The sequence below is a fragment of the Candidatus Abyssobacteria bacterium SURF_5 genome (genome assembly GCA_003598085.1).
Lineage (GTDB): Bacteria > Abyssobacteria > SURF-5 > SURF-5 > SURF-5 > SURF-5.
In genome coordinates this window covers 1-17,974 of the sequence record QZKU01000108.1, presented here as the reverse complement: position 1 = coordinate 17,974, position 17,974 = coordinate 1, and the positions used below count along the sequence as shown (strand labels likewise).

Below are 17,974 nucleotides of genomic sequence, written 5' to 3'. Positions count from 1 at the left end.
CGATCCCGCAGTCAATCCCGGCGCACCCGAAGTGTGCGACGACGGCATCGACAACGACTGCGACGGCTTTGTTGACGCAGCCGATCCAGATTGCGAAGGACCGCCCCCGGTGGACGCGGACGGCGACGGCTATGCCGCTGATGCGGATTGTGACGACACCAATCCCGCAGTCAATCCCGGCGCACCCGAAGTGTGCGACGACGGCATCGACAATGACTGCGACGGGTTTGTTGACGCAGCCGATTCCGATTGCACCATTGCTCAGCCGTCTGAAATTCACTTGCTCGAGCCTGCAGACGGCGCCGTGATACGGGAGCTTCCGACGTTCGAATGGTCGGCCGAAACCGCCGATACTTTCCGTCTCGAGTTTTCACTTGATCCGGATTTCACGGCGTTTTTGTGGCATTCTCCGATACTGAAGACGACTTCATTCACCCTGCCGTCAACGATCTGGGCGAAAGCGCCGCAAGACACTCCTATTTACTGGAGAGTGAGAGGCGCTGACGGGGATGTACGTCCGATAGTCGTCGAGGAAAGTGAGGAGGTCTGGCTTTTAACAGTAGTAAACGACAACGTTCATGATGATGAAGATGAAAACGATGACGAACGCGATGATGACGATGACGACAAATGCGAACGTTCGCCGCGTCAATTCTGGAGGATCTGGAGAAAAAAATAAGTAAGCGATAGACGCTAAATAGCCTGTAAACAGACATTTACAGGGAATAAGAGAAGCAGCCAATGGACTGCTTCTCTTTTTTTTTGAAACCGACGAAAAAATCGCTTGCACTTGGATCGGTTAATGAACATGCTTACTTAGTTTACTGTACTGGAAATGGAATCGAGCAGGTATATCAGCGCGGAAGAGGCTGTATTTTGACTGGCAGTATACCCGACTCACGCGAGAAGCGTGGCCGGGTTTAAAGGTAACAGTGGAGGACAATAGGAGAGAAAAAGTGGAGGTGGCGCATGAGAACTAAGAATTACGTCCTGATTCTCTTTCTGTGGTTGATGGCCCTGCTGTTTCTGATTCCACAACCCGCGCTTGCCAGATCGGAGCTTTTCGGGTTGCATTGTGCGTCATGCCATTCGAACGACACGCCGACGTGCAATGGGTGTCACGCGCACGGTGTCTGGCAGGATCAGTCCCGGACAGTGATGAATCTGACGGCCACGACCGACAAGACCCTCTATACGGCCGGCGAAACGGTAAACGTGGTTTTTACCGGCGGGTATAGGACCGGTTGGATTCGCGCGATTCTTTATGAGGATCTTGGCGGAGGGAGTTATCGAGAACTTGACCGGGTAACGGGCCCAACGGAGACGGGCGATGACGGAGGCTTCCCGGGCTTGCAGTTTCCGGTAATGCTTTCCGCCCCCGCTCCGGCCACTCCCGGAGTCTACCGGTGGACGGTCACGTGGTATGGCGCATTGTTTGATGTAGGCAATGAAACACTGAATCACGGCGAGGAACTCACTCTGACAAATTCCTTTGAGGTTGTTGGCGGTCCCGGATGCGCCGATGCGGACGGCGACGGATTCGAGGATGCCTTGTGCAACCCGAGTCCAGGAGCCGGCGGCGGAGACTGCGACGACACGGATCCGCTCGTCAACCCGGGCGTGGCTGAAAAATGCGATGATGGAATTGACAACGACTGCGACGGATTTGTCGATCTCCTCGATCCGGATTGCGGAGCGCCGCCGATCGATGCGGACGGCGATGGGTTCTTCTCCGACGTCGATTGCGACGATACGAATCCGCTGGTGAACCCGGGCGCGGCTGAAGTCTGCGACGACTTGATGGACAACGATTGCGACGGGTTGACGGATGCGGCCGATCCCGATTGCGCCGCGCCGGTGGACGAAGACGGCGACGGCTTTTTTTCGGACGTGGACTGCAACGACCATGATCCCCTCATTAATCCGATAGCGACCGAAATCTGCGGCGACGCCGTCGACAACGATTGCGACGGACTCGTCGATGAATCCTGCGAAGATTTCGATGCGCCCGTGATTATTGAGGAGGACCTTCATCCATTCCCCGGACAGGGAATCGTGGACAACTTTCCCGCATCTGTGTTCACCACTATCTGCGTAAGACTCTTTGACGACACAGCGGTAGCGCTGGCAGACCCGACATGCCGCACCGCCGTCAATGCGTTCCTCGTGTATACCGACGGCGGCGTAGAAACTCTGGAACCGATTGCCGGGGAAACCAGATTCAGAATGGTGGAAGACGGGAACGCCCGAGATGTGTGGGTGACGTTCGTTCCGGATTTTGAAACCACATTCGGCTCCGGGCTGCCGATGGGGCAGACGGTGCAGGTTGTTGTTGATGCGTGTGACGCTCGGGCGAATTCCGCCACGTACTTCGCCGACGGCTCATACCGCTTCAACATAGAGGACACGGCGCCGGTCTTGCCGCCGCAAGTCGTGGAAATGCAGGACGAATTTGTCATCATCACACTGCTTGACGGCACGCTCTCAGGCTCGTTCCTGGTGGTTCCCGTAACCTTGATACCCCGCCCGTTCTTTGGTCCGGTGGACGGTCTCGCTCCGCTGCCGTTCGGTGTGAGAGGATTCGCCGAGCCCGTCAGTCTGCAGCCGCCGATGGTGCTCCCTGAGGATTGCGCAACGCTGGTGCTCCTGCTTCCTGCGGGAACGAATCCGCAAGCACTGGAGGTATGGCGTTTCACCGTCGGAACCGGCTGGCAAAGAGCCTTTGTCGGCGATGGATTCCTGGTGGAGAGAATCGATCATGCGGCATTCCCGGACGAGACCGGGCAGCCGGCAGTCGAGTTGTGTGTGAGCCATCTAACCGACGGGCTACAGCTCGTCACTCCGCAGCAGGTTGGTGACGATGACGATGATGACTGCTTCATCGCAACCGCGGCGTTCGGTTCGCCGATGGCGGCCGATGTAGTCATCCTCAGACAATTCAGAGATGCGTACCTGTTGTCGAACGATATCGGGCGAATCTTTGTTCGGCTGTATTACCATTACAGCCCGGCGATTGCCGATGTAATTGCACGTCATGAGATTCTGAGGGCGGCAACGAGGACAACTTTGATGCCCGTGATCTGGACGTGCGATCTTGCGCTAGAGGCGCCCAGTTTTGTTGGGCTGGGAATGCTTCTCAGCTTGACGCTCGGAACTTCCCTCGTGCTGTATCGCTTCGCTCTCAGGAAGAAAAGGATCTGAAAAGGCAGACTGAGAGGATAAATACTGCAAGGAAAGAGGGGCGGCGAGGCGCCGCCCCTCTTTTTTATGCTTTTTCCAAGAATCGTTTCGCTGATTCCCGCATGGAATGACGCGGGAAAGAGGACCGCTTTTCAAATCCAGCTTTCAGAGGGAGAGGATGCCGACTGCTTATCTCCTTTGCAGCACGACTCCTTCAATTTCGGGATCGCCCGGCTTCACTTTGGCGCGGATTGTCTTGGAGGAGTAGGAATGCAGGATTTTTTCCACGATCGCTGCATCCACCCTGGAAAGCAAGCGCTGGCTGAAGGCGATTTCGCCTTTACCCGCGCTGCTGCACATCCGCGAGGCGAAATTTACAACCGATCCGATCAGCGTGTAGTCGAGCCTTGCCTCCTGACCGATATCCCCCATGATGACTTCGCCGGAATCGCAGCCGATGCCGATGGGCAGAAGGTGGTTTTTTTGGACCGCGCTCTGGAGTTTTTCGGCGGCGATGAGACTCTCCTGAAGCTTCTGCTCAGGGAAGTAGGCGAGAATTCCGTCGCCCAGAATCTTGTTGACCCTGCCGCCGCTCGAGTTGATGATCCGCGCCATGATTTCGTGCTGCCGGTTCAGCGTCTCTACGACCTCGGCGGGGGCGCGTTCGGCGCTCCACTGCGTGAAACCGCGGATGTCTACAAACATGACGACCACACTCGTCTTGAATGCCTGCAGGTCCTGCTTCAACACGTCCACAAGAGGGTCTGTCCCCGAGCGCAGGCTGTACTGCCTGCTCAAGAAGCGCCTGCGGATCGAATCCAGAATCGGGGCGGTTTGGGAGGACCAAATGGTATCCCAGCGATGCACCTGGCTATAGGTCAAGGGGTTAGCGACACCCAACTCCTTCGCTTTCTTTGAGATTGAATCGATGAGAAGCGAGATAGTCGAAGGTCCTTCCTCTATCGCCACCTTCATGAGTTCATCAAGAGAATGCGCGTCCAACTCCTTTTTTAGCCAGTACTCCAGCCACTCTTTTCCGCTTGAGAAAAGGGCGCGGGTTTGGGCGGTTGTCGGCTTGTTGCGTAATTCCCCGATGAGCCGACCGGGATTAACTTCCTGCAGCAATTGGAGGAAGACATCGATATCCTTTTCGATGATTCCTCCATGTTGGGGGAGAATGCGATCAATTTTGAATGTCTTTATCTTTTCGTAAGCATAAAGAACCGGTTCTCTGGCGGCCACGTAATTTTCAATGAAGTCGCGCGCGAGTTCCTTGTAGGAGCGGTCGGCATACAGGCTCCATTCGCGGCTGAAGACTGCGAAGACGTCGCCGGAGAAAAGGGATGAGGTTTTAGTGTCGTAACTCATAATATTCCCGGCGAAATGGAGGTAAGGTGCGTGGAAAAAGACAACTTTCCGGCCCGACTTCAGTTCCAAACTATCCCCGTCTCCCAGCGGCAAAACGCCTTTCCGAACGCCATAGTAGGGGACGAAAAGCGCCGTGCGTGGATGCGCCATAATAACGAGGTCGGGATGCAGGGCGTTTTCAATCAGGGGAATCAAGCCGCACAGATCGGGGTCTTGGTGGTGGACGACGAGGTATCGAATGTGCTCGGGAGAAGTCACTTGCTCGATCTTCTGGAGAATGATGTCTCGAAACAGGGGGTGGCCCGGCCCGGGATCGAACAACACCGCCTCATCTCCGTCTATCAGAAGGTAGGGATTATTGGAAAAGCCGGCCTCGTAATCCGCAAATCCGACCCACCACAGGCCATCAGCAACCTCTATGGCATTCGAGTCGTCGAGTTTCTTCATAACGCACCGCCTTTTCTATCCGCGATTTGTATCACTATCATATTGGTTCAGGAGCCATAGCGTCAATCCGTGCTGCTAAAAGGTCTGAGGCTTGATGAACTTGCGTCCATAAATATAATACAATAGCATCAGGAACGAAATAGCCTGGTGATCCGTCTTATAATTGGGAAGGAAATCAAAACGAATGAAAGAAGAGCGATCAGGTGAAACAGGGAAAGTGGCAGTCTTGATCTGTTCGGAAACGATCGGCCGTGGGAACGATGAACTTGGCGCTAATTTGATGATGAATTTTCTCCATCATTTAAGTATTTCTGATGATCCGCCGGATTTCTTGATCATGATGAATTCCGGCGTCAAGTTGGCTACCGAAAGTACGGATGTTCTGGAGACCCTACGGGAGCTGGAAAAGAGGAACATCCAGATTCTTGCCTGCGGAACCTGTCTGGATTTCTTTCAGTTGAGAGAAAAGCAACGTGTGGGCAGAGGATCCAACATGAGGGAGATTTCTCAAATACTTGTGTCGGCGTCAAAGGTGGTAAGCGTCTGAGCACACCACCTCAGCTTTCCGCCGAAAGCGCACCAAACTCTTCATTTAGCTGGCCATTATTCCCTCGGAGGAGTATCGTTTCGGTCCCCCTCAAGACGGATAATGCTCGCCTTTGGCTTCATCGAGCATGACGAGAAGAAATACGCTCGACAGTTGCCGCCTCCACCGCCCCCACTGAATCAAGCACGTACAGTGTGGCGAATTCCTCGTTTTTCAGATTTGTCAGCGCATGCTGCATTTGCTCCCATTGCCGCTCGACGACCTCGGGATTAATATATCGGTCGCGGCGGCGGTTGCGCGCGAAACAGACGGTCTTCGGCAGGTCGAAAGCGATACCGATGGGAACGACCTCATACGCGGCGGCGATCAGGAACAGCTGTTTCCGAACGTCGCGCCTCAGGTTTGTGGCATCTATGACGACGACTTTCCGGTTATGCAGACGTTTCCTGGCGATGAAATGAAGCAGGTCAAACGCATCCTTCGACACGTCCTGGTTGTTGGCATCGTCGGACACGAGTGCGCGGCAAAAATCCGACGAAACCACTTCGGTTGGCAAAAAATGCCTGCGGGCAAAAATGGATTTGCCCGAACCGGACGGCCCGATCAGCAAGACCAAAGACGGGTCGGGGATCAATATCTTCATCTTCTTCAAAAACCTCCGCTTCTTCAAAAACCTCCGCATACAAGCTGAATTTGCTTAATTAAACTATAGGAAATGCGGCCGCATGGTGCCACTGATCTTGCGGGGGAGGCGCTGCCGGAAAGCCAGGAGAAGGATTACCAAGCTTGCCCATTTCTGGCCAAGACCGCAAAATATATTGGAATATATGCCGAGAAACTTCGGATTCTAAGGGAGGAAAGATGGCTGAACAGGAAAAGAAGGTTTTAAGAAAGGCGACATTTGCCGGCGGCTGCTTCTGGTGCGTGGAAGCCGATTTTGAGAAGGTGCCGGGGGTTGAGGATGTGGTTTCCGGCTATGCGGGAGGAGACGTGGAAAATCCCACGTACGAGCAAGTTACATCAGGTACAACGGGCCACGTCGAGGCCGTTCAGGTATATTATGATCCGTCGCGAGTCTCATATGAGCAGTTGCTTGAGGTTTTCTGGAAGCAAATAGACCCGACAGATGCGGGTGGGCAGTTTGTCGATCGCGGCAGCCAATACCGCAGCGCGATCTTTTATCATGATCAGGAGCAAAGGCGGCTTGCGGAAAAGACAAAGGAAGCCCTTGACAAGTCAGGCAGATTTGACAGGCCGATAGCCACCGAAATCAGGCCCTTCACCAACTTTTATCGGGCCGAGGACTATCATCAGGATTATTACGACACGCATTCATTGAGATACAAGGTGTACCGTCATCATTCCGGCCGAGACGAATTCATTGAAAAAGCGTGGAGCCCGAAACCGGAGGAGACGCGGTTGGACGAAGCGCAGCGGCGCCCAAAGCTGGACGAGGCCACGTTGCGAGCGAAGCTGACACCGCTTCAGTACGAGGTCACCCGGCATGAGGGAACGGAACCGCCATTTGACAACGAATATTGGGATAACAAGCGCGAGGGCATATACGTGGATGTCGTATCGGGAGAACCGCTGTTCAGTTCCATCGACAAGTACGATTCGGGGACGGGCTGGCCCAGCTTCACCAAGCCGCTCGAGCCCCAGAACATCGTCGAAAAAGACGACAGGAAGCTGCTTTTCACCAAACGCACTGAGGTGAGGAGCAAGCGCGGCGACTCGCACCTGGGCCATGTGTTCGATGACGGCCCGCCCCCGACCGGCCTTCGCTACTGCATGAATTCCGCGGCTCTGCGTTTCATTCCAAAAGAAGACATGGAAAAAGAAGGATATGGAAAATATCTATATCTCTTTCAAACGCATAAAAAGAACAGGTAGTGTAATATTCTAACGCTTCTTCCCATTTTTGTTGCTGCGAACACTTGAGAAATTCTGGCCGACACGGTATACTTCGGCCAGAATTTTTCTTTCACGGCTAAGGGAGCAGGTCCGGACGGGGCGCAGATGAATAAAAGAATTTATGATCATCCCGAGGAGTACGAGGCTGCCTTTTCATTTCGCGACATCAAGCATGAAGTCGATGTCATAGAGAAATGCGTTGAGCTTCACTCTCGAATTCTTGTCCGCCGCACGCTTGAACTCGGCTGTGGTCCGGCGCCGCATTCGTTGGAGTTGATGAGAAGAGGATACTCCTACATTGGCGTTGATCTGAACGATCGGATGCTTCAATATGCGAAGGCAAAAGCGAAGGCGAAAGGATTTTCGCCTGTCCTCGTTCAGGCGGATATGAGTCGCTTTGAATTGCAGGATCATGTCGATTTCGCCCTCGTCCTGCTCGGTTCGCTTTATGTGAAGAATGCGGAAGAGTTTCTGAGCCATCTCTCCTGCGTCGCGAATGCATTGAACCCGGGCGGCCTCTACCTGCTTGACTGGTGCATCGAGTTTAATCCGTTGCTGCAGAGAACTGAAAACTGGATGATCCAAGCGGATCGATACAGGATAGAGGCATCCTATCTCATGCAGAATGTCGATCCTGCCACTCGGACCTTTGATGAGATCATCAGGCTTCGGATAATCGGTGAGAATGACGTTCAAACCACATTGGAGGAAGTTTCCCGAAGACACGCCATTATTCCGGACGAATTTGTCGGTTCAGTAGAAAAGAGCGGACAGTTCGAGTTTATTGGCTGGTGGAATAACTGGAATCTGGATGAACCGCTGGACAAGCATTGCCCGCAGGCTCGGGAGGGAAAGATCGAGCGGCCAATCGCTCTCCTCCGCAGATTGGGAACTGAAAGATTGTCTCGAACGACAGATTCGACCTGATTCCTGCCTTGACTAGAGATACTATTCTCTGGATTCCTGAGGACGCCGACTACAGGGGCGGATTAAATTCTATGGGATCCTGTAGATCGGTTCATTCCTCACATTCCGTAAGCGGTGTGAGTCTTGGAACCACTGCGATATGTCCCGCCGGAAAGTCTCTGGTTCATTTGAGCACAACGTCCCGCCAAAGACCAACTGTTGCCGCTTCGCCCCGTTTCTCTGATCTGTTCGGCGGAAGAACTCTCAGTATTCGTTGCCAGCGCAATTGCTGCTCCTATCAGTGCGGCGAGTTCAGCTCCGTCCCGCTTATTGTCGTCGCCGTTCCGAGGGTCAAACGGGGGAATTGCCACAGCCTGCGGCGTGACCTCCACGTGCGATTCAGGAGAGCCGTGTTCACCATGTAAATTATTCAGGAACACTTCCGCAAGCATCTGGTCATGAGATCGTTCGTTCTGTTCGAGCTGTCTCATTGTTTCTAGTAGATACCCGATGTGCTTCTCAATGTACCCGGTATCGAAATTACCGCTGAGGAAATCAGGCTCTCGAAATATGGCTCGATGGAGCGGAAGAGTTGTCTTGGTGCCAAGTATCACATATTCATTAAGGACCCGCTTCATTCGTGAGATGGCCTCATCTCGCCCTCTCGCCCAAACCGACAACTTCGACACAAGCGAATCGTATTGGGCGGGAATGGAGTACCCCATGAACACGCCGGTATCCACCCTGACTCCAAATCCTCCGGGGGCGCGATACCCGAGAATCTTGCCGGGAGACGGGAGGAAATTCCGGGATGGGTCTTCCGCGTTGATTCTGCATTGGATCGCCCAGCCCCTGGGAACAATGTATTCACCGGCGAAGGGGATGCTTCCTCCGGCAGCAATTCGTATCTGCTCCTTGATGAGATCGATACCGGTAACCAACTCCGTGATCGAGTGCTCCACCTGAATTCTTCCGTTAACCTCGATGAAATAGAAGCTGCCATCCTGGTAGAGAAACTCGACGGTTCCAGCATTCTCGTACTCGATCAATCCGGCCGCATTCCTGGCCAATTCAATGACGATGTCTCTATCCTCTCCGGTAAGCGCGGGTGAAGGGGTTTCCTCTATTAATTTCTGGTAGTCTCTCTGGATCGAGCACTCTCTTTCACCAAAGGCAAGAATGCCTCCTGTGTGATCCGCGAGGACTTGCACCTCGATGTGTCGCGGGCGCTCCAGCAATTTTTCGATGTAGAAGGCCGGGCTTCCAAAAGCCGACTTGCCGATTGTCCTTGCATACCGTATTGCGTCTTCCGTTTCTTGCTCGGTGAATACTGCCCTCATTCCCTTGCCGCCACCCCCGAATGACGGCTTGATAATCACCGGCAGCCCGATTTCGCGAATCGCTGTCTTCAGATTTTCCGCCGCAACCCTATCTTCAAGAGACGGCAGAGTCGGAATGCCGCCGGTTTTCATCAATTTCTTCAGGCCGGCTTTATCTCCGATCTTTTTCATGCAGGCGCTCGAGGGCCCGATGAATTTTATGCCGGTTCTTTCACATTCGCCCGCAAAATCAGGATTCTCGGACAGGAAACCATATCCCGGATGCACCGCGTCGCAACCGGTCTTCTCGGCTACCTGCAGTATTTTCTCAATATTCAGGTACGTATCTCTCGCACCGCTTCCGCTGATATTGACAGCTTCATCGGCAATGCGATAATAGAAGGATTTCCTGTCGTCATCGGAATATACGGCCACTGTCGCCATTCCCAACTCCTGACATGCGCGCGTGATCCGTATTGCAATCTCACCTCTATTGGCAACCAGTACTTTTGTGAAGGCTCGTTCCATCTTCGTTCTCCAGTTCCGACTTCGGGAAACTGACAACTCAAAAAAATAGCCGAGGAATCACGTAGTATTCCTCGGCTTTCCTTTCCAATGATGCATTCCGCCCTTGCGGAATACAGATGGACTAAAAAACCACTTTAGGGGCGCGCCGCAGGATTATTGCTGATTCTTGCGGCCTAAATGGCGCCTGGCGGCGGAGCTTTGACCGCCCTTCGCGTGCTCGCCTTATGTCAACACAATTATACGCCGGAGTAGGATCGTAGTCAAGAGCCTCGCATACTCTGCGTCTTCCCAATCTTCCACTAATCTTCTGATACATTTCGGCCAAAGGCGGCGTCCCCGCACTGCATGGTACTTCTGACCTTTTCTGCCAGGCCGTTCAATCGGACCCATCAAAGGCAGGGTGTCCATCAAGGGTAAAGATTATTATCCTTTCCCCCGTCTTGGTGCTGATATCGGTATGAAGACTGACGACCACTCTCTGCGTAATGGATTGAATCGAAGTCTCAAGGAGAGAACGCCCCTTCTCCAGTAACTCGATCCGTATTTGCTTTATTAGTTCACGGCCTCTGGAATCGCCCTCCGATTTGGCAAGATTCAGTTCGGCCTGAGTAAGGACTTTCTTCAGGCGAATAAGCACAATATCTTCAATGATATGCGTCCTCGTCTCCAACGGGCCTCGTCCCATGTAGTCCTTCTCGAACTTCATGATCGCCTTGCAGATTTCTTCCTCCATCTGTCCTCTGGTTTTTCTCATATTCTCTATTATTCCATAGGTTCTGACCGTAACATCGACTTTTTCCAGCTCGGGGCAGGCATTCCTAAAATATACTATCGCGCCGTCCTCAGTCAACAAGAAATTCGACCAGTGAAAGCGGACATTGCAGGAAGAGCCGGCAGAATAGCCCCCTTCATTGGCAGGTCGCGGGCCATGACGGTGAACATGCCCGAGAAGTTAGGAGGGATTCAAATATAAAGTCGCCACAATTGGCCGCTCCTTGAGTAGCCTCATGTATTCGTGCAAACCGCTATTCGGCTCCTCGATCTGAAAGTTCGACGACTGCTGGTGACGGATGGCGACAGGGCTGTGGGCGTCATCCGCGAGCAAGACCTGTTTTTCGAGATCGCAAATATTGCCAGAAGGTATAAGTAAGAAGAGCAAACTGGGAGTGAGATAGGCCGCTGTACAAAGAACAGGGCCTTTCACAACGCCCTGTTCCAAGAGCTGAAGGGGGGATTCGAACCCCCGACCCCCGCATTACGAGTGCGGTGCTCTACCTACTGAGCTACTTCAGCTTCGCCGATCCACCCCATTCTAACACATCCCTCCAGAGCGGTCAATAAACAATGGCCGCGGGGTACGGGTATCGGGACACCTTCTGTGACCAGGCCTTCGGCGTCATGATCCTGGTTTTACGGGAAATGAAGTTCGCGAGGATTCTATTGCCGCTGGTCGAACGATTTGCCGAGAAAAGGATCCCGGGTTGATCTCATATGTTCATCGAGCAAATGTCGCATCGCTGCCAAATCCTGAAGACGCGCGGGGTCGGCAACCAGATTTGTCTGTTCGTGAGGATCGTTCTCCAAGTCATATAACTCTTCGGGCGCGCGCGGGCGCAGCCAGCCCTGGTTCGGCAGTTCGCATATCTTCCGAGCCCATGCCATGTGCGAACACTGGTCAAGTCCCACGGGATCATCCGAATAATTTCGAATGTATTTCCACTTCCTTGTGCGGGCGGCGCGCATCGGGAGATAATTGACGTGGTACGTCATTTCGGCGAAGACAGCCTCTCGGAAGGCAGACTCATTTTCGGCTTGCAAGAGCCGCAGAAGCGGTTTACCCTGAGCTGATTCAGGCGCCGGTATCCCGCTCGCCTCGAGCAGAGTCGGCATGATGTCAATCGTGCTTGCCAGCGCATTTGATCTTGTTCCGGCCTCTATTTTTCCCGGCCAGCGAAAAATGAGCGGGACGGCCATTCCGCGGTCGTACAGCGTCATCTTGTTTCCGGGAAAGGGCGGTCCATTATCGCTTACGAAACAAACGAGTGTCTTTTCGGAAATCCTGTTCCGATCAAGCGCATCGAGCACCGTTCCGATCATGCTGTCCATCAACAGCAGGTTGCTGTAATATTTTGCCAGATCGAGCCGCACCTCCGGCCAATCGGGCAGCGTGTAGTAGTCGGGAACGGAAATTGTGTCCGCGTCGACCGGAAATTGCGGCACGAAATGGAATTCGCCGGCGTCATCGCGGTGAGTGTCCATGTAGTTCAGTTCGAGATAGAAAGGATTGTTTCGATTTGCCCGAATGAATTCGACGGCTCTTTCTGATGACCGGATCAGGAAATCTTTCGGCAGGACCCCGCTGAGGCGCTGCCGGTAGCCGTACCAGCCGGTGGGGAAATACGGCGCGACGTGCCATTTTCCTTCAAATGCCGTCTCCATTCCTGATTTTGCCAGCAGTTCGGGAAAAGTGCGATGGAACGGCGAAAGCATAAGACGTTTTCGAACATGAGTGAGGCCGGTGACTCCGTTGGAATGCGGATATTGGCCGGTCAGGATACTGGCGCGGCTGGGTGAACAACTGGATGCCGTCACAAAGGCATTCGTGAATAACATCCCTTCCGCGGCGATCCTATCAATATTCGGAGTGGTAATGTTACTGTTTCCATAATAACTCAGGTCTTTCCATCCGAGATCGTCTGCGATAAAGAGAACGATGTTCGGCATCGTTGACGCCGACTGCGCCGGCTTGCCTCTGTCGCAGGAGACGGATGCGCCGAGGCAAAAAGATGCCGCCGCGCCGGTCAGTGATTTCAAGAATTCCCGGCGGTCCATGAGCCTTCCCCCGTTTCCCATTGACGGCGTGCCGCTCAGCCTATCTCGCTGTCATGAACAGGCTATAGTTCGCAGGCGGTGCGGCTGATGATTTCGTCCTGCGCCTTCTTGCTCAGGTTGGTGAAGAGTACACTGTATCCGGCGATGCGCACGACGAGGTCGCGGTAACGATCGGGATTTGCCTGCGCGTCGAGAAGCGTTTGCGTGTCGACCATGTTGAACTGCAGCTGCATTCCGCCAAGGTCGAAGTATGTTCTGATCAGGTCGCGCAATTTTCCGGATTCAACGCCGAGCGGCTGGAACCGGAGAATGAGCGTGTTTCCGTTGGAGACGGCGGTCTGGCGCAGTTTCGCGGCCGACTGCACGATCGCCGTGGGGCCGCAGAGCGCCATTCCTGTTTGCGGCGTTATACCGTTGGCCAGTATCTCGCTCATCTTGCGGCCGTCGGGGGTCGGTCCGGTAAAGGCGCCCATCGCGATGTGAAAAGCGACCGAAAAGATGCCCATCTGATAGCGCCCGCCGCGGTAGGTTGTATATCTATCCAATTCTTCGGCGAAGTGAGTGACGACCTCAGCCGCGATCGTGTCGACATAATCTTCGTCGTTACCGTATTTGGGCGCGCGTTTCAGGAGCATCTGCCGGAGAGGCTCGCGATTACTGAAATCGTTCGCAAGCGCCTCAACCAGCTCCGCAGCCGCAACCTCGCCTTCGTCGAACACCAGCTTTTTTGCTGCGGCAAGCGAATCGGCGACATTGGCAAGCCCCATAAGTTGAACTCCAGTGAAGTTATACCGGGCGCCTCCTCGGGTGACATCCCTCCCCGACTCGAGGCACCCCTCGATGAGACTCGAGGCGAACGGCGCCGGCACAAGCTCGGCAATAGCAGTATCGAGAATATACATTGCATCGGCCATGCGCTGGAGAAATTGATTCACCTGCAGCTTGTATGCTTCCAGCAACTCGTCATACCTGGAATAGGTCTGAAGACCTCCGCAGGGGGCGCCGTTCCGAAGTCCGAAGACGGAGCACTGGCCGCCGGTGACCCCGAACTCCAGGCATTTTGCGGCATTGAACTGCACGGCGAAGGTGGACCCAAAGGTTTTTCCGTGCGGATTCGGCTCGACGCAGCCGACGGCGCTGTAGTCGCGGGCATCCTCGATCGAGCATCCTTTGGCACCGAGCGCAGGCACGATCACCTCATCATTGAAGAAATGGATGAGCACGCCCTCGCGAGTCAGCTCGCACGCGCGCAGGAACAGGTCATCGGGAGTATTGCGATTGATGCGGATACCGAAATTCGGCTGGACGGTGCGCAGATCCGCGTACGCTTCGAGCGCAAGGCGCGTGAGATCATTTGTGTCGTCGCCGCCGTCGGGACGCATACCGCCGACGATCACATTCTGCGTAGTCTTGCCTTCCGGCCCCTCGCCGCCGGGCAGATATGTCTCCTCGAGCACATTCCAGATTTCGCCCATCTTGAGGAACATGCACTCGATCAGGAGCTGGGCCTGTTGGGGTGTGATCCGCCCCAAGTCACGGTCACGCTTGTAATACGGATAAAGAATCTTGTCGATCCTGCCGACGGAAATGGAATTGCCGCCGCTCTCGATCTGGGCGATCAGTTGAATGAAATACAGCGATTGCACCGCCTCATGGAAAGTACGGGCAGGCTTGGCAGGCACATGACGGCAGGCCCGGGCTATTTCCTCGAGCTCCTGCCGTCTTGCGGCGTCGGTCTCAGCCGCGGCGAGTCGTTCCGCCTCATCGGCATACCTCTGAGCGAAGGCAATCGCGCCTTCACAAGCAATCCGGCTTGCCGAGAAGAAAGCGCGCTCATCGGCGTCCGTCGAATCGGCCTCGCATCTTGCTGATATTTTTATGATGGATTCCAGTCCTTCAGAAAGCACCCTTTCGGTATTCATTGAGAAGTGCCCGATGCCGTACGTGATCTGCATCATCATGGTGAAGACCATCTTGCTCATTTCCAGTTTCAAGTGGTCGGGCATCAGGTCATTCATCCGGTCTTCGACAGTCTTCCCGCGCCAATAGGGCAGAATCTTGTCGCGAAGCTCCGTCCTCTCGGAGTCCGAAATAAGGGCGCGCTGATGTTCGCGCTCCGCGAAACCATCCAGGTTTTCCTCGATCCAGGCGCTCTTGTTTTCGGGATAGAGCGGTGCGGCCTTCAGTTTGCTCGTACGGCAGCCAACTACAAGTTCATCGCTGTCGATTCGAACGGACATGTTCCTTAGAACGTGGTCTACTGCCTTGGCAAATCGCACGATCTGCGGCAGGTCTGCGTTTTCCATATATGATTGCGTCAGCAGCCGCGCGCGCTCGATGCAGATCTCGTGCGGAGCGTCAAGAAGGCTGAGTCTCAGCTTTTCCAATCGGGGGTGTGAACAGGCCATGGTTCGCCTCATTTAGATAAGCTTTGTATCAGTAACGAGTTATATAATAATCTGGTCCAAAAATAGAACAATGTGCTTCAATTATAATAAGGAAAAGAGGCTGTGTCAAAATTCTCGGGCTGGAACACAAAAGAAGTGTCGTTTATCTAAAAGCTGGCGCACCCCACCCTCTCCTCGCTCATGCCACAAATTTTTAAAACCCACGACTTTTCCCGATTGCGCCGCCGTGGCCAATGCGCCACTCTTATTTCTTCAAATGCCCGTCATGGATTTCGTCAGTTCCCGGTCCGGTGGCATTGGGGAGACAAATCTTTTCCTTTATAGCTTGTCATGCCGTTTCCCAGCAGTAACTGGGGCAAACACTGTAATCCACTCTGCCGAAGCGCCGGCTTGACATGACTTCATTTGCTTCTCTCTTTGGAAAGTCACAGGTAGTTCTTGAGGAAATGGTTGAAAAATGGGCGGGAAATGAATACAATATGCGCTATCGGAGAGTGGACTGTTTCTGTTGTTGGATTACCTGCCTCTATCGAATTGTATTCGCATCAATACGAAAGGAGAAAAGAAATGGCTGCGGAAGTGCTACCTCTCGAACAACTGAAGGATCGTTTGGGCAAGGAGATCGGTGTTTCGGACTGGCTGCAGATCGACCAGAAGCGTATTAATGCTTTTGCGGATTGCACCGGCGATCATCAATGGATTCATGTGGATGAGGAAATGGCGGCCAGCGGGCCGTTCGGAAAAACAATCGCGCACGGTTATCTGACTGTTTCCCTCCTCCCCTATTTTTCTTCGGATATCTCCGTCATCCCCGAAGGAACCCGGATGGCGATCAACTACGGGATGAACAAGCTCCGGTTCGTCAATCCGGTTCCGGTCAATTCCAAAATCAGGGATCGCATGTCTCTGACAAATATCGAGGAGAAGGGCGGCGGACGCGTGTTGGTTACGACCACCCATACGATAGAAATCGAGGGCGAGGACAAGCCGGCCGCCATCGCTGAGACCTTGACCATGTTCTTTACGTGATCGTCCACTTCTCCTCGGAACATACAACGGTTGCACGGACACACGGAGGGTACGGTTGTGGGAGTAAGCTTCAGTTTGAAAGACAAGGTGGCCATCGTAACCGGCGCCAGCCGCGGAATCGGCGAGGCGATAGCCCGGACATTCGCGGAAAACGGAGCGAAGGTGGTGATATCCTCACGCAAGCAGGAGTCACTCGATGCGGTCGCGGCGTCGATCAAGAAATCGGGAGGAGAAGCCATTCCGATCGCGTGCCACACGGGCAAGCTGGAAATGATCGATTCGCTTTACGATCAGGTCATGAAAAAATACGGGCGGGTTGATGTCCTCGTTAACAACGCCGCGGCCAATCCGTATTTCGGCAGCGTTCTCGAGGTGCCCGAGAGCGCCTATGACAAGACCTTCGAGGTCAACACCAAGGGATATTTCTTCATGGCCCAAAAGGCGGGCAAGATAATGGTGGAGCAAAAGAAAGGCTCTATCATTAATATCGCCTCCGTGGCCGGCCTGCGAGGTTCGCAGTTTCAAGCCGTGTACGGGATGACCAAGGCTGCGGTCATAATGATGACCAAGGTATTCGCCAAGGAACTTGGTCCGTCGGGAGTGCGCTGCAATGCCATCTGCCCAGGTCTTACCGAAACTCATTTTGCCAAAGTGCTGATCGAGACCGAGGAGATTTATAAGATCGCCCTAGAGAGCATTCCGCTAAAGCGACACGCGCAGCCGATTGAGATCGCGGGGGCTGCGCTTTATCTTGCGTCGGACGCCTCCAGCTTCACAACCGGCTCGTATATGGTTGTCGATGGAGGAGGCACCGCGTAGGCCTGGCATACGAACAGGCGTCAATACGTGTCTTGTTGAGCGGCTCCGCCGGATACTTCCTCGCCGGCGGGGCCGCCTTTTTAATAGCGAGTTCTTGCGGATCGGGTGTACCTTATTTCGGGCCGAGCAGCTTGATCATCTTGTCCGGATGAGGCCGCCGCATCAGACGAAGATATCGGTACTTGTGGATGACGATCTCCGCAAGGTAAGCCACTTCGCACCCCGGCTCGATGTGTCCCCCGCGCGCACCTTCCTCCGCCTGCGATACAACCGCGTGGAGATGCGGTTCGCCATCGGCAATAATGCCGTTCATGCTCACGAGCTCGAGCGGCTCGTGCAGAGTGAATTTGGCGTCCTGCGGCGGGAAATCGGTGTGGGTGATGTAATGCATCCGGCAGGTCTTCAACGTGCCGATGCCCGAGACCACCACGCCATTCCTGATGTCATGCACGCGTATCGCTTTTTCGATCGATTCGAGCAGAAGCTCGCCGGGTCCCAGGCCTAGAACAATCGCCTCGATGGGGCCTTCGTAAGGAATTGTTTTCATTTCGGCCTGCTCCTTCAACAAAGGTTAATGATTTTAGCTCCTCACAAGAATTTGTGGGTTAATTCTGGTATAGGGAGATTTCCGAGTACGTGATAAAGGGCCAAAGAAAAAGTTTCGAAGGTGCGGTAGC

General features: G+C 54.0%; 15 protein-coding genes and 1 tRNA gene. 7 read left to right on the top strand and 9 right to left on the bottom strand.

Going from position 1 to position 17,974, the window contains the following annotated elements; translation table 11 throughout:
- The coding region (locus C4520_15450) for a hypothetical protein (protein ID RJP17924.1) at positions 1-679 on the top strand (679 nt) is incomplete at its 5' end.
- 290 nt (positions 680-969) lie between these two features.
- Positions 970-3,201 carry a hypothetical protein gene (locus C4520_15445; protein RJP17923.1) on the top strand — a complete coding sequence of 744 codons (2,232 nt, stop codon included), beginning with the start codon at positions 970-972 and terminating at the stop codon, positions 3,199-3,201.
- A gap of 168 nt (positions 3,202-3,369) precedes the next feature.
- On the opposite strand, the gene C4520_15440 is transcribed toward C4520_15445, so the two are convergent.
- The gene (locus tag C4520_15440; GenBank protein RJP17922.1) at positions 3,370-4,995 is read right to left on the bottom strand and encodes a hypothetical protein; all 1,626 of its coding nucleotides are present in this window, start codon (positions 4,993-4,995) and stop codon (positions 3,370-3,372) included.
- A gap of 184 nt (positions 4,996-5,179) precedes the next feature.
- Here C4520_15440 and yedF point away from each other — a divergent pair, with 184 nt between their 5' ends.
- Positions 5,180-5,542 (top strand): sulfurtransferase-like selenium metabolism protein YedF, encoded by a 363-nt coding sequence (yedF, locus tag C4520_15435; protein RJP17921.1) that lies wholly within the window; start codon positions 5,180-5,182, stop codon positions 5,540-5,542.
- Between the two features lie 118 nt (positions 5,543-5,660).
- Here yedF and C4520_15430 read toward each other — a convergent pair whose 3' ends face one another.
- Entirely contained in the window at positions 5,661-6,224 is a 564-nt protein-coding gene (locus tag C4520_15430) for a hypothetical protein (GenBank protein RJP17920.1), read from the bottom strand.
- Positions 6,225-6,403: 179 nt separating this feature from the next.
- Between C4520_15430 and msrA the strand changes: the two genes are divergently transcribed.
- Together msrA and C4520_15420 are read left to right on the top strand one after the other, a co-directional pair.
- Complete coding sequence (msrA, locus tag C4520_15425) at positions 6,404-7,435, top strand: peptide-methionine (S)-S-oxide reductase (GenBank protein RJP17919.1); 1,032 nt, start codon at positions 6,404-6,406, stop codon at positions 7,433-7,435.
- A gap of 126 nt (positions 7,436-7,561) precedes the next feature.
- A complete protein-coding gene (locus tag C4520_15420; protein RJP17918.1) occupies positions 7,562-8,383 on the top strand; it encodes a class I SAM-dependent methyltransferase in 822 nt (273 codons plus the stop codon).
- A gap of 98 nt (positions 8,384-8,481) precedes the next feature.
- Here the strand turns inward: C4520_15420 and C4520_15415 are convergent, their stop codons facing one another.
- The 6 genes from C4520_15415 to C4520_15390 all read right to left on the bottom strand — a co-directional run bounded on the left by C4520_15415 (position 8,482) and on the right by C4520_15390 (position 15,461).
- Entirely contained in the window at positions 8,482-10,209 is a 1,728-nt protein-coding gene (locus tag C4520_15415; protein RJP17917.1) for an ATP-grasp domain-containing protein, read from the bottom strand.
- Between the two features lie 376 nt (positions 10,210-10,585).
- Positions 10,586-10,963, bottom strand: a complete 378-nt coding sequence (locus C4520_15410) for a DUF2294 domain-containing protein (protein RJP17916.1) — start codon at positions 10,961-10,963, stop codon at positions 10,586-10,588.
- Positions 10,964-11,161: 198 nt separating this feature from the next.
- The gene (locus C4520_15405) at positions 11,162-11,428 is read right to left on the bottom strand and encodes a hypothetical protein (protein RJP17915.1); all 267 of its coding nucleotides are present in this window, start codon (positions 11,426-11,428) and stop codon (positions 11,162-11,164) included.
- Position 11,429: 1 nt separating this feature from the next.
- Positions 11,430-11,502, bottom strand: a tRNA-Thr gene (locus C4520_15400).
- Positions 11,503-11,646: 144 nt separating this feature from the next.
- Entirely contained in the window at positions 11,647-13,062 is a 1,416-nt protein-coding gene (locus tag C4520_15395) for a hypothetical protein (GenBank protein ID RJP17914.1), read from the bottom strand.
- 41 nt (positions 13,063-13,103) lie between these two features.
- Positions 13,104-15,461 carry a formate C-acetyltransferase/glycerol dehydratase family glycyl radical enzyme gene (locus C4520_15390; GenBank protein ID RJP17913.1) on the bottom strand — a complete coding sequence of 786 codons (2,358 nt, stop codon included), beginning with the start codon at positions 15,459-15,461 and terminating at the stop codon, positions 13,104-13,106.
- A 555-nt stretch (positions 15,462-16,016) separates the two neighbouring features.
- Here C4520_15390 and C4520_15385 point away from each other — a divergent pair.
- Both C4520_15385 and C4520_15380 read left to right on the top strand, forming a co-directional pair.
- The gene (locus tag C4520_15385) at positions 16,017-16,478 is read left to right on the top strand and encodes a MaoC family dehydratase (GenBank protein RJP17912.1); all 462 of its coding nucleotides are present in this window, start codon (positions 16,017-16,019) and stop codon (positions 16,476-16,478) included.
- Positions 16,479-16,535: 57 nt separating this feature from the next.
- A complete protein-coding gene (locus tag C4520_15380; protein RJP17911.1) occupies positions 16,536-17,297 on the top strand; it encodes a glucose 1-dehydrogenase in 762 nt (253 codons plus the stop codon).
- Positions 17,298-17,409: 112 nt separating this feature from the next.
- On the opposite strand, the gene C4520_15375 is transcribed toward C4520_15380, so the two are convergent.
- A complete protein-coding gene (locus C4520_15375) occupies positions 17,410-17,865 on the bottom strand; it encodes a DNA-binding protein (GenBank protein ID RJP17910.1) in 456 nt (151 codons plus the stop codon).
- Positions 17,866-17,974 lie beyond the last annotated feature (109 nt).

Excerpts from the sequence above, each read along its gene's own strand:
- C4520_15445 (RJP17923.1), top strand. The coding sequence starts at position 970 with ATGAGAACTAAGAATTACGTCCTGATTCTCTTTCTGTGGTTGATGGCC.
- C4520_15440 (RJP17922.1), bottom strand. The coding sequence starts at position 4,995 with ATGAAGAAACTCGACGACTCGAATGCCATAGAGGTTGCTGATGGCCTG.
- yedF (RJP17921.1), top strand. The coding sequence starts at position 5,180 with ATGAAAGAAGAGCGATCAGGTGAAACAGGGAAAGTGGCAGTCTTGATC.
- C4520_15430 (RJP17920.1), bottom strand. The coding sequence starts at position 6,224 with ATGCGGAGGTTTTTGAAGAAGCGGAGGTTTTTGAAGAAGATGAAGATA.
- msrA (RJP17919.1), top strand. The coding sequence starts at position 6,404 with ATGGCTGAACAGGAAAAGAAGGTTTTAAGAAAGGCGACATTTGCCGGC.
- C4520_15420 (RJP17918.1), top strand. The coding sequence starts at position 7,562 with ATGAATAAAAGAATTTATGATCATCCCGAGGAGTACGAGGCTGCCTTT.
- C4520_15415 (RJP17917.1), bottom strand. The coding sequence starts at position 10,209 with ATGGAACGAGCCTTCACAAAAGTACTGGTTGCCAATAGAGGTGAGATT.
- C4520_15410 (RJP17916.1), bottom strand. The coding sequence starts at position 10,963 with ATGAGAAAAACCAGAGGACAGATGGAGGAAGAAATCTGCAAGGCGATC.
- C4520_15395 (RJP17914.1), bottom strand. The coding sequence starts at position 13,062 with ATGGGAAACGGGGGAAGGCTCATGGACCGCCGGGAATTCTTGAAATCA.
- C4520_15390 (RJP17913.1), bottom strand. The coding sequence starts at position 15,461 with ATGAGGCGAACCATGGCCTGTTCACACCCCCGATTGGAAAAGCTGAGA.
- C4520_15385 (RJP17912.1), top strand. The coding sequence starts at position 16,017 with ATGGCTGCGGAAGTGCTACCTCTCGAACAACTGAAGGATCGTTTGGGC.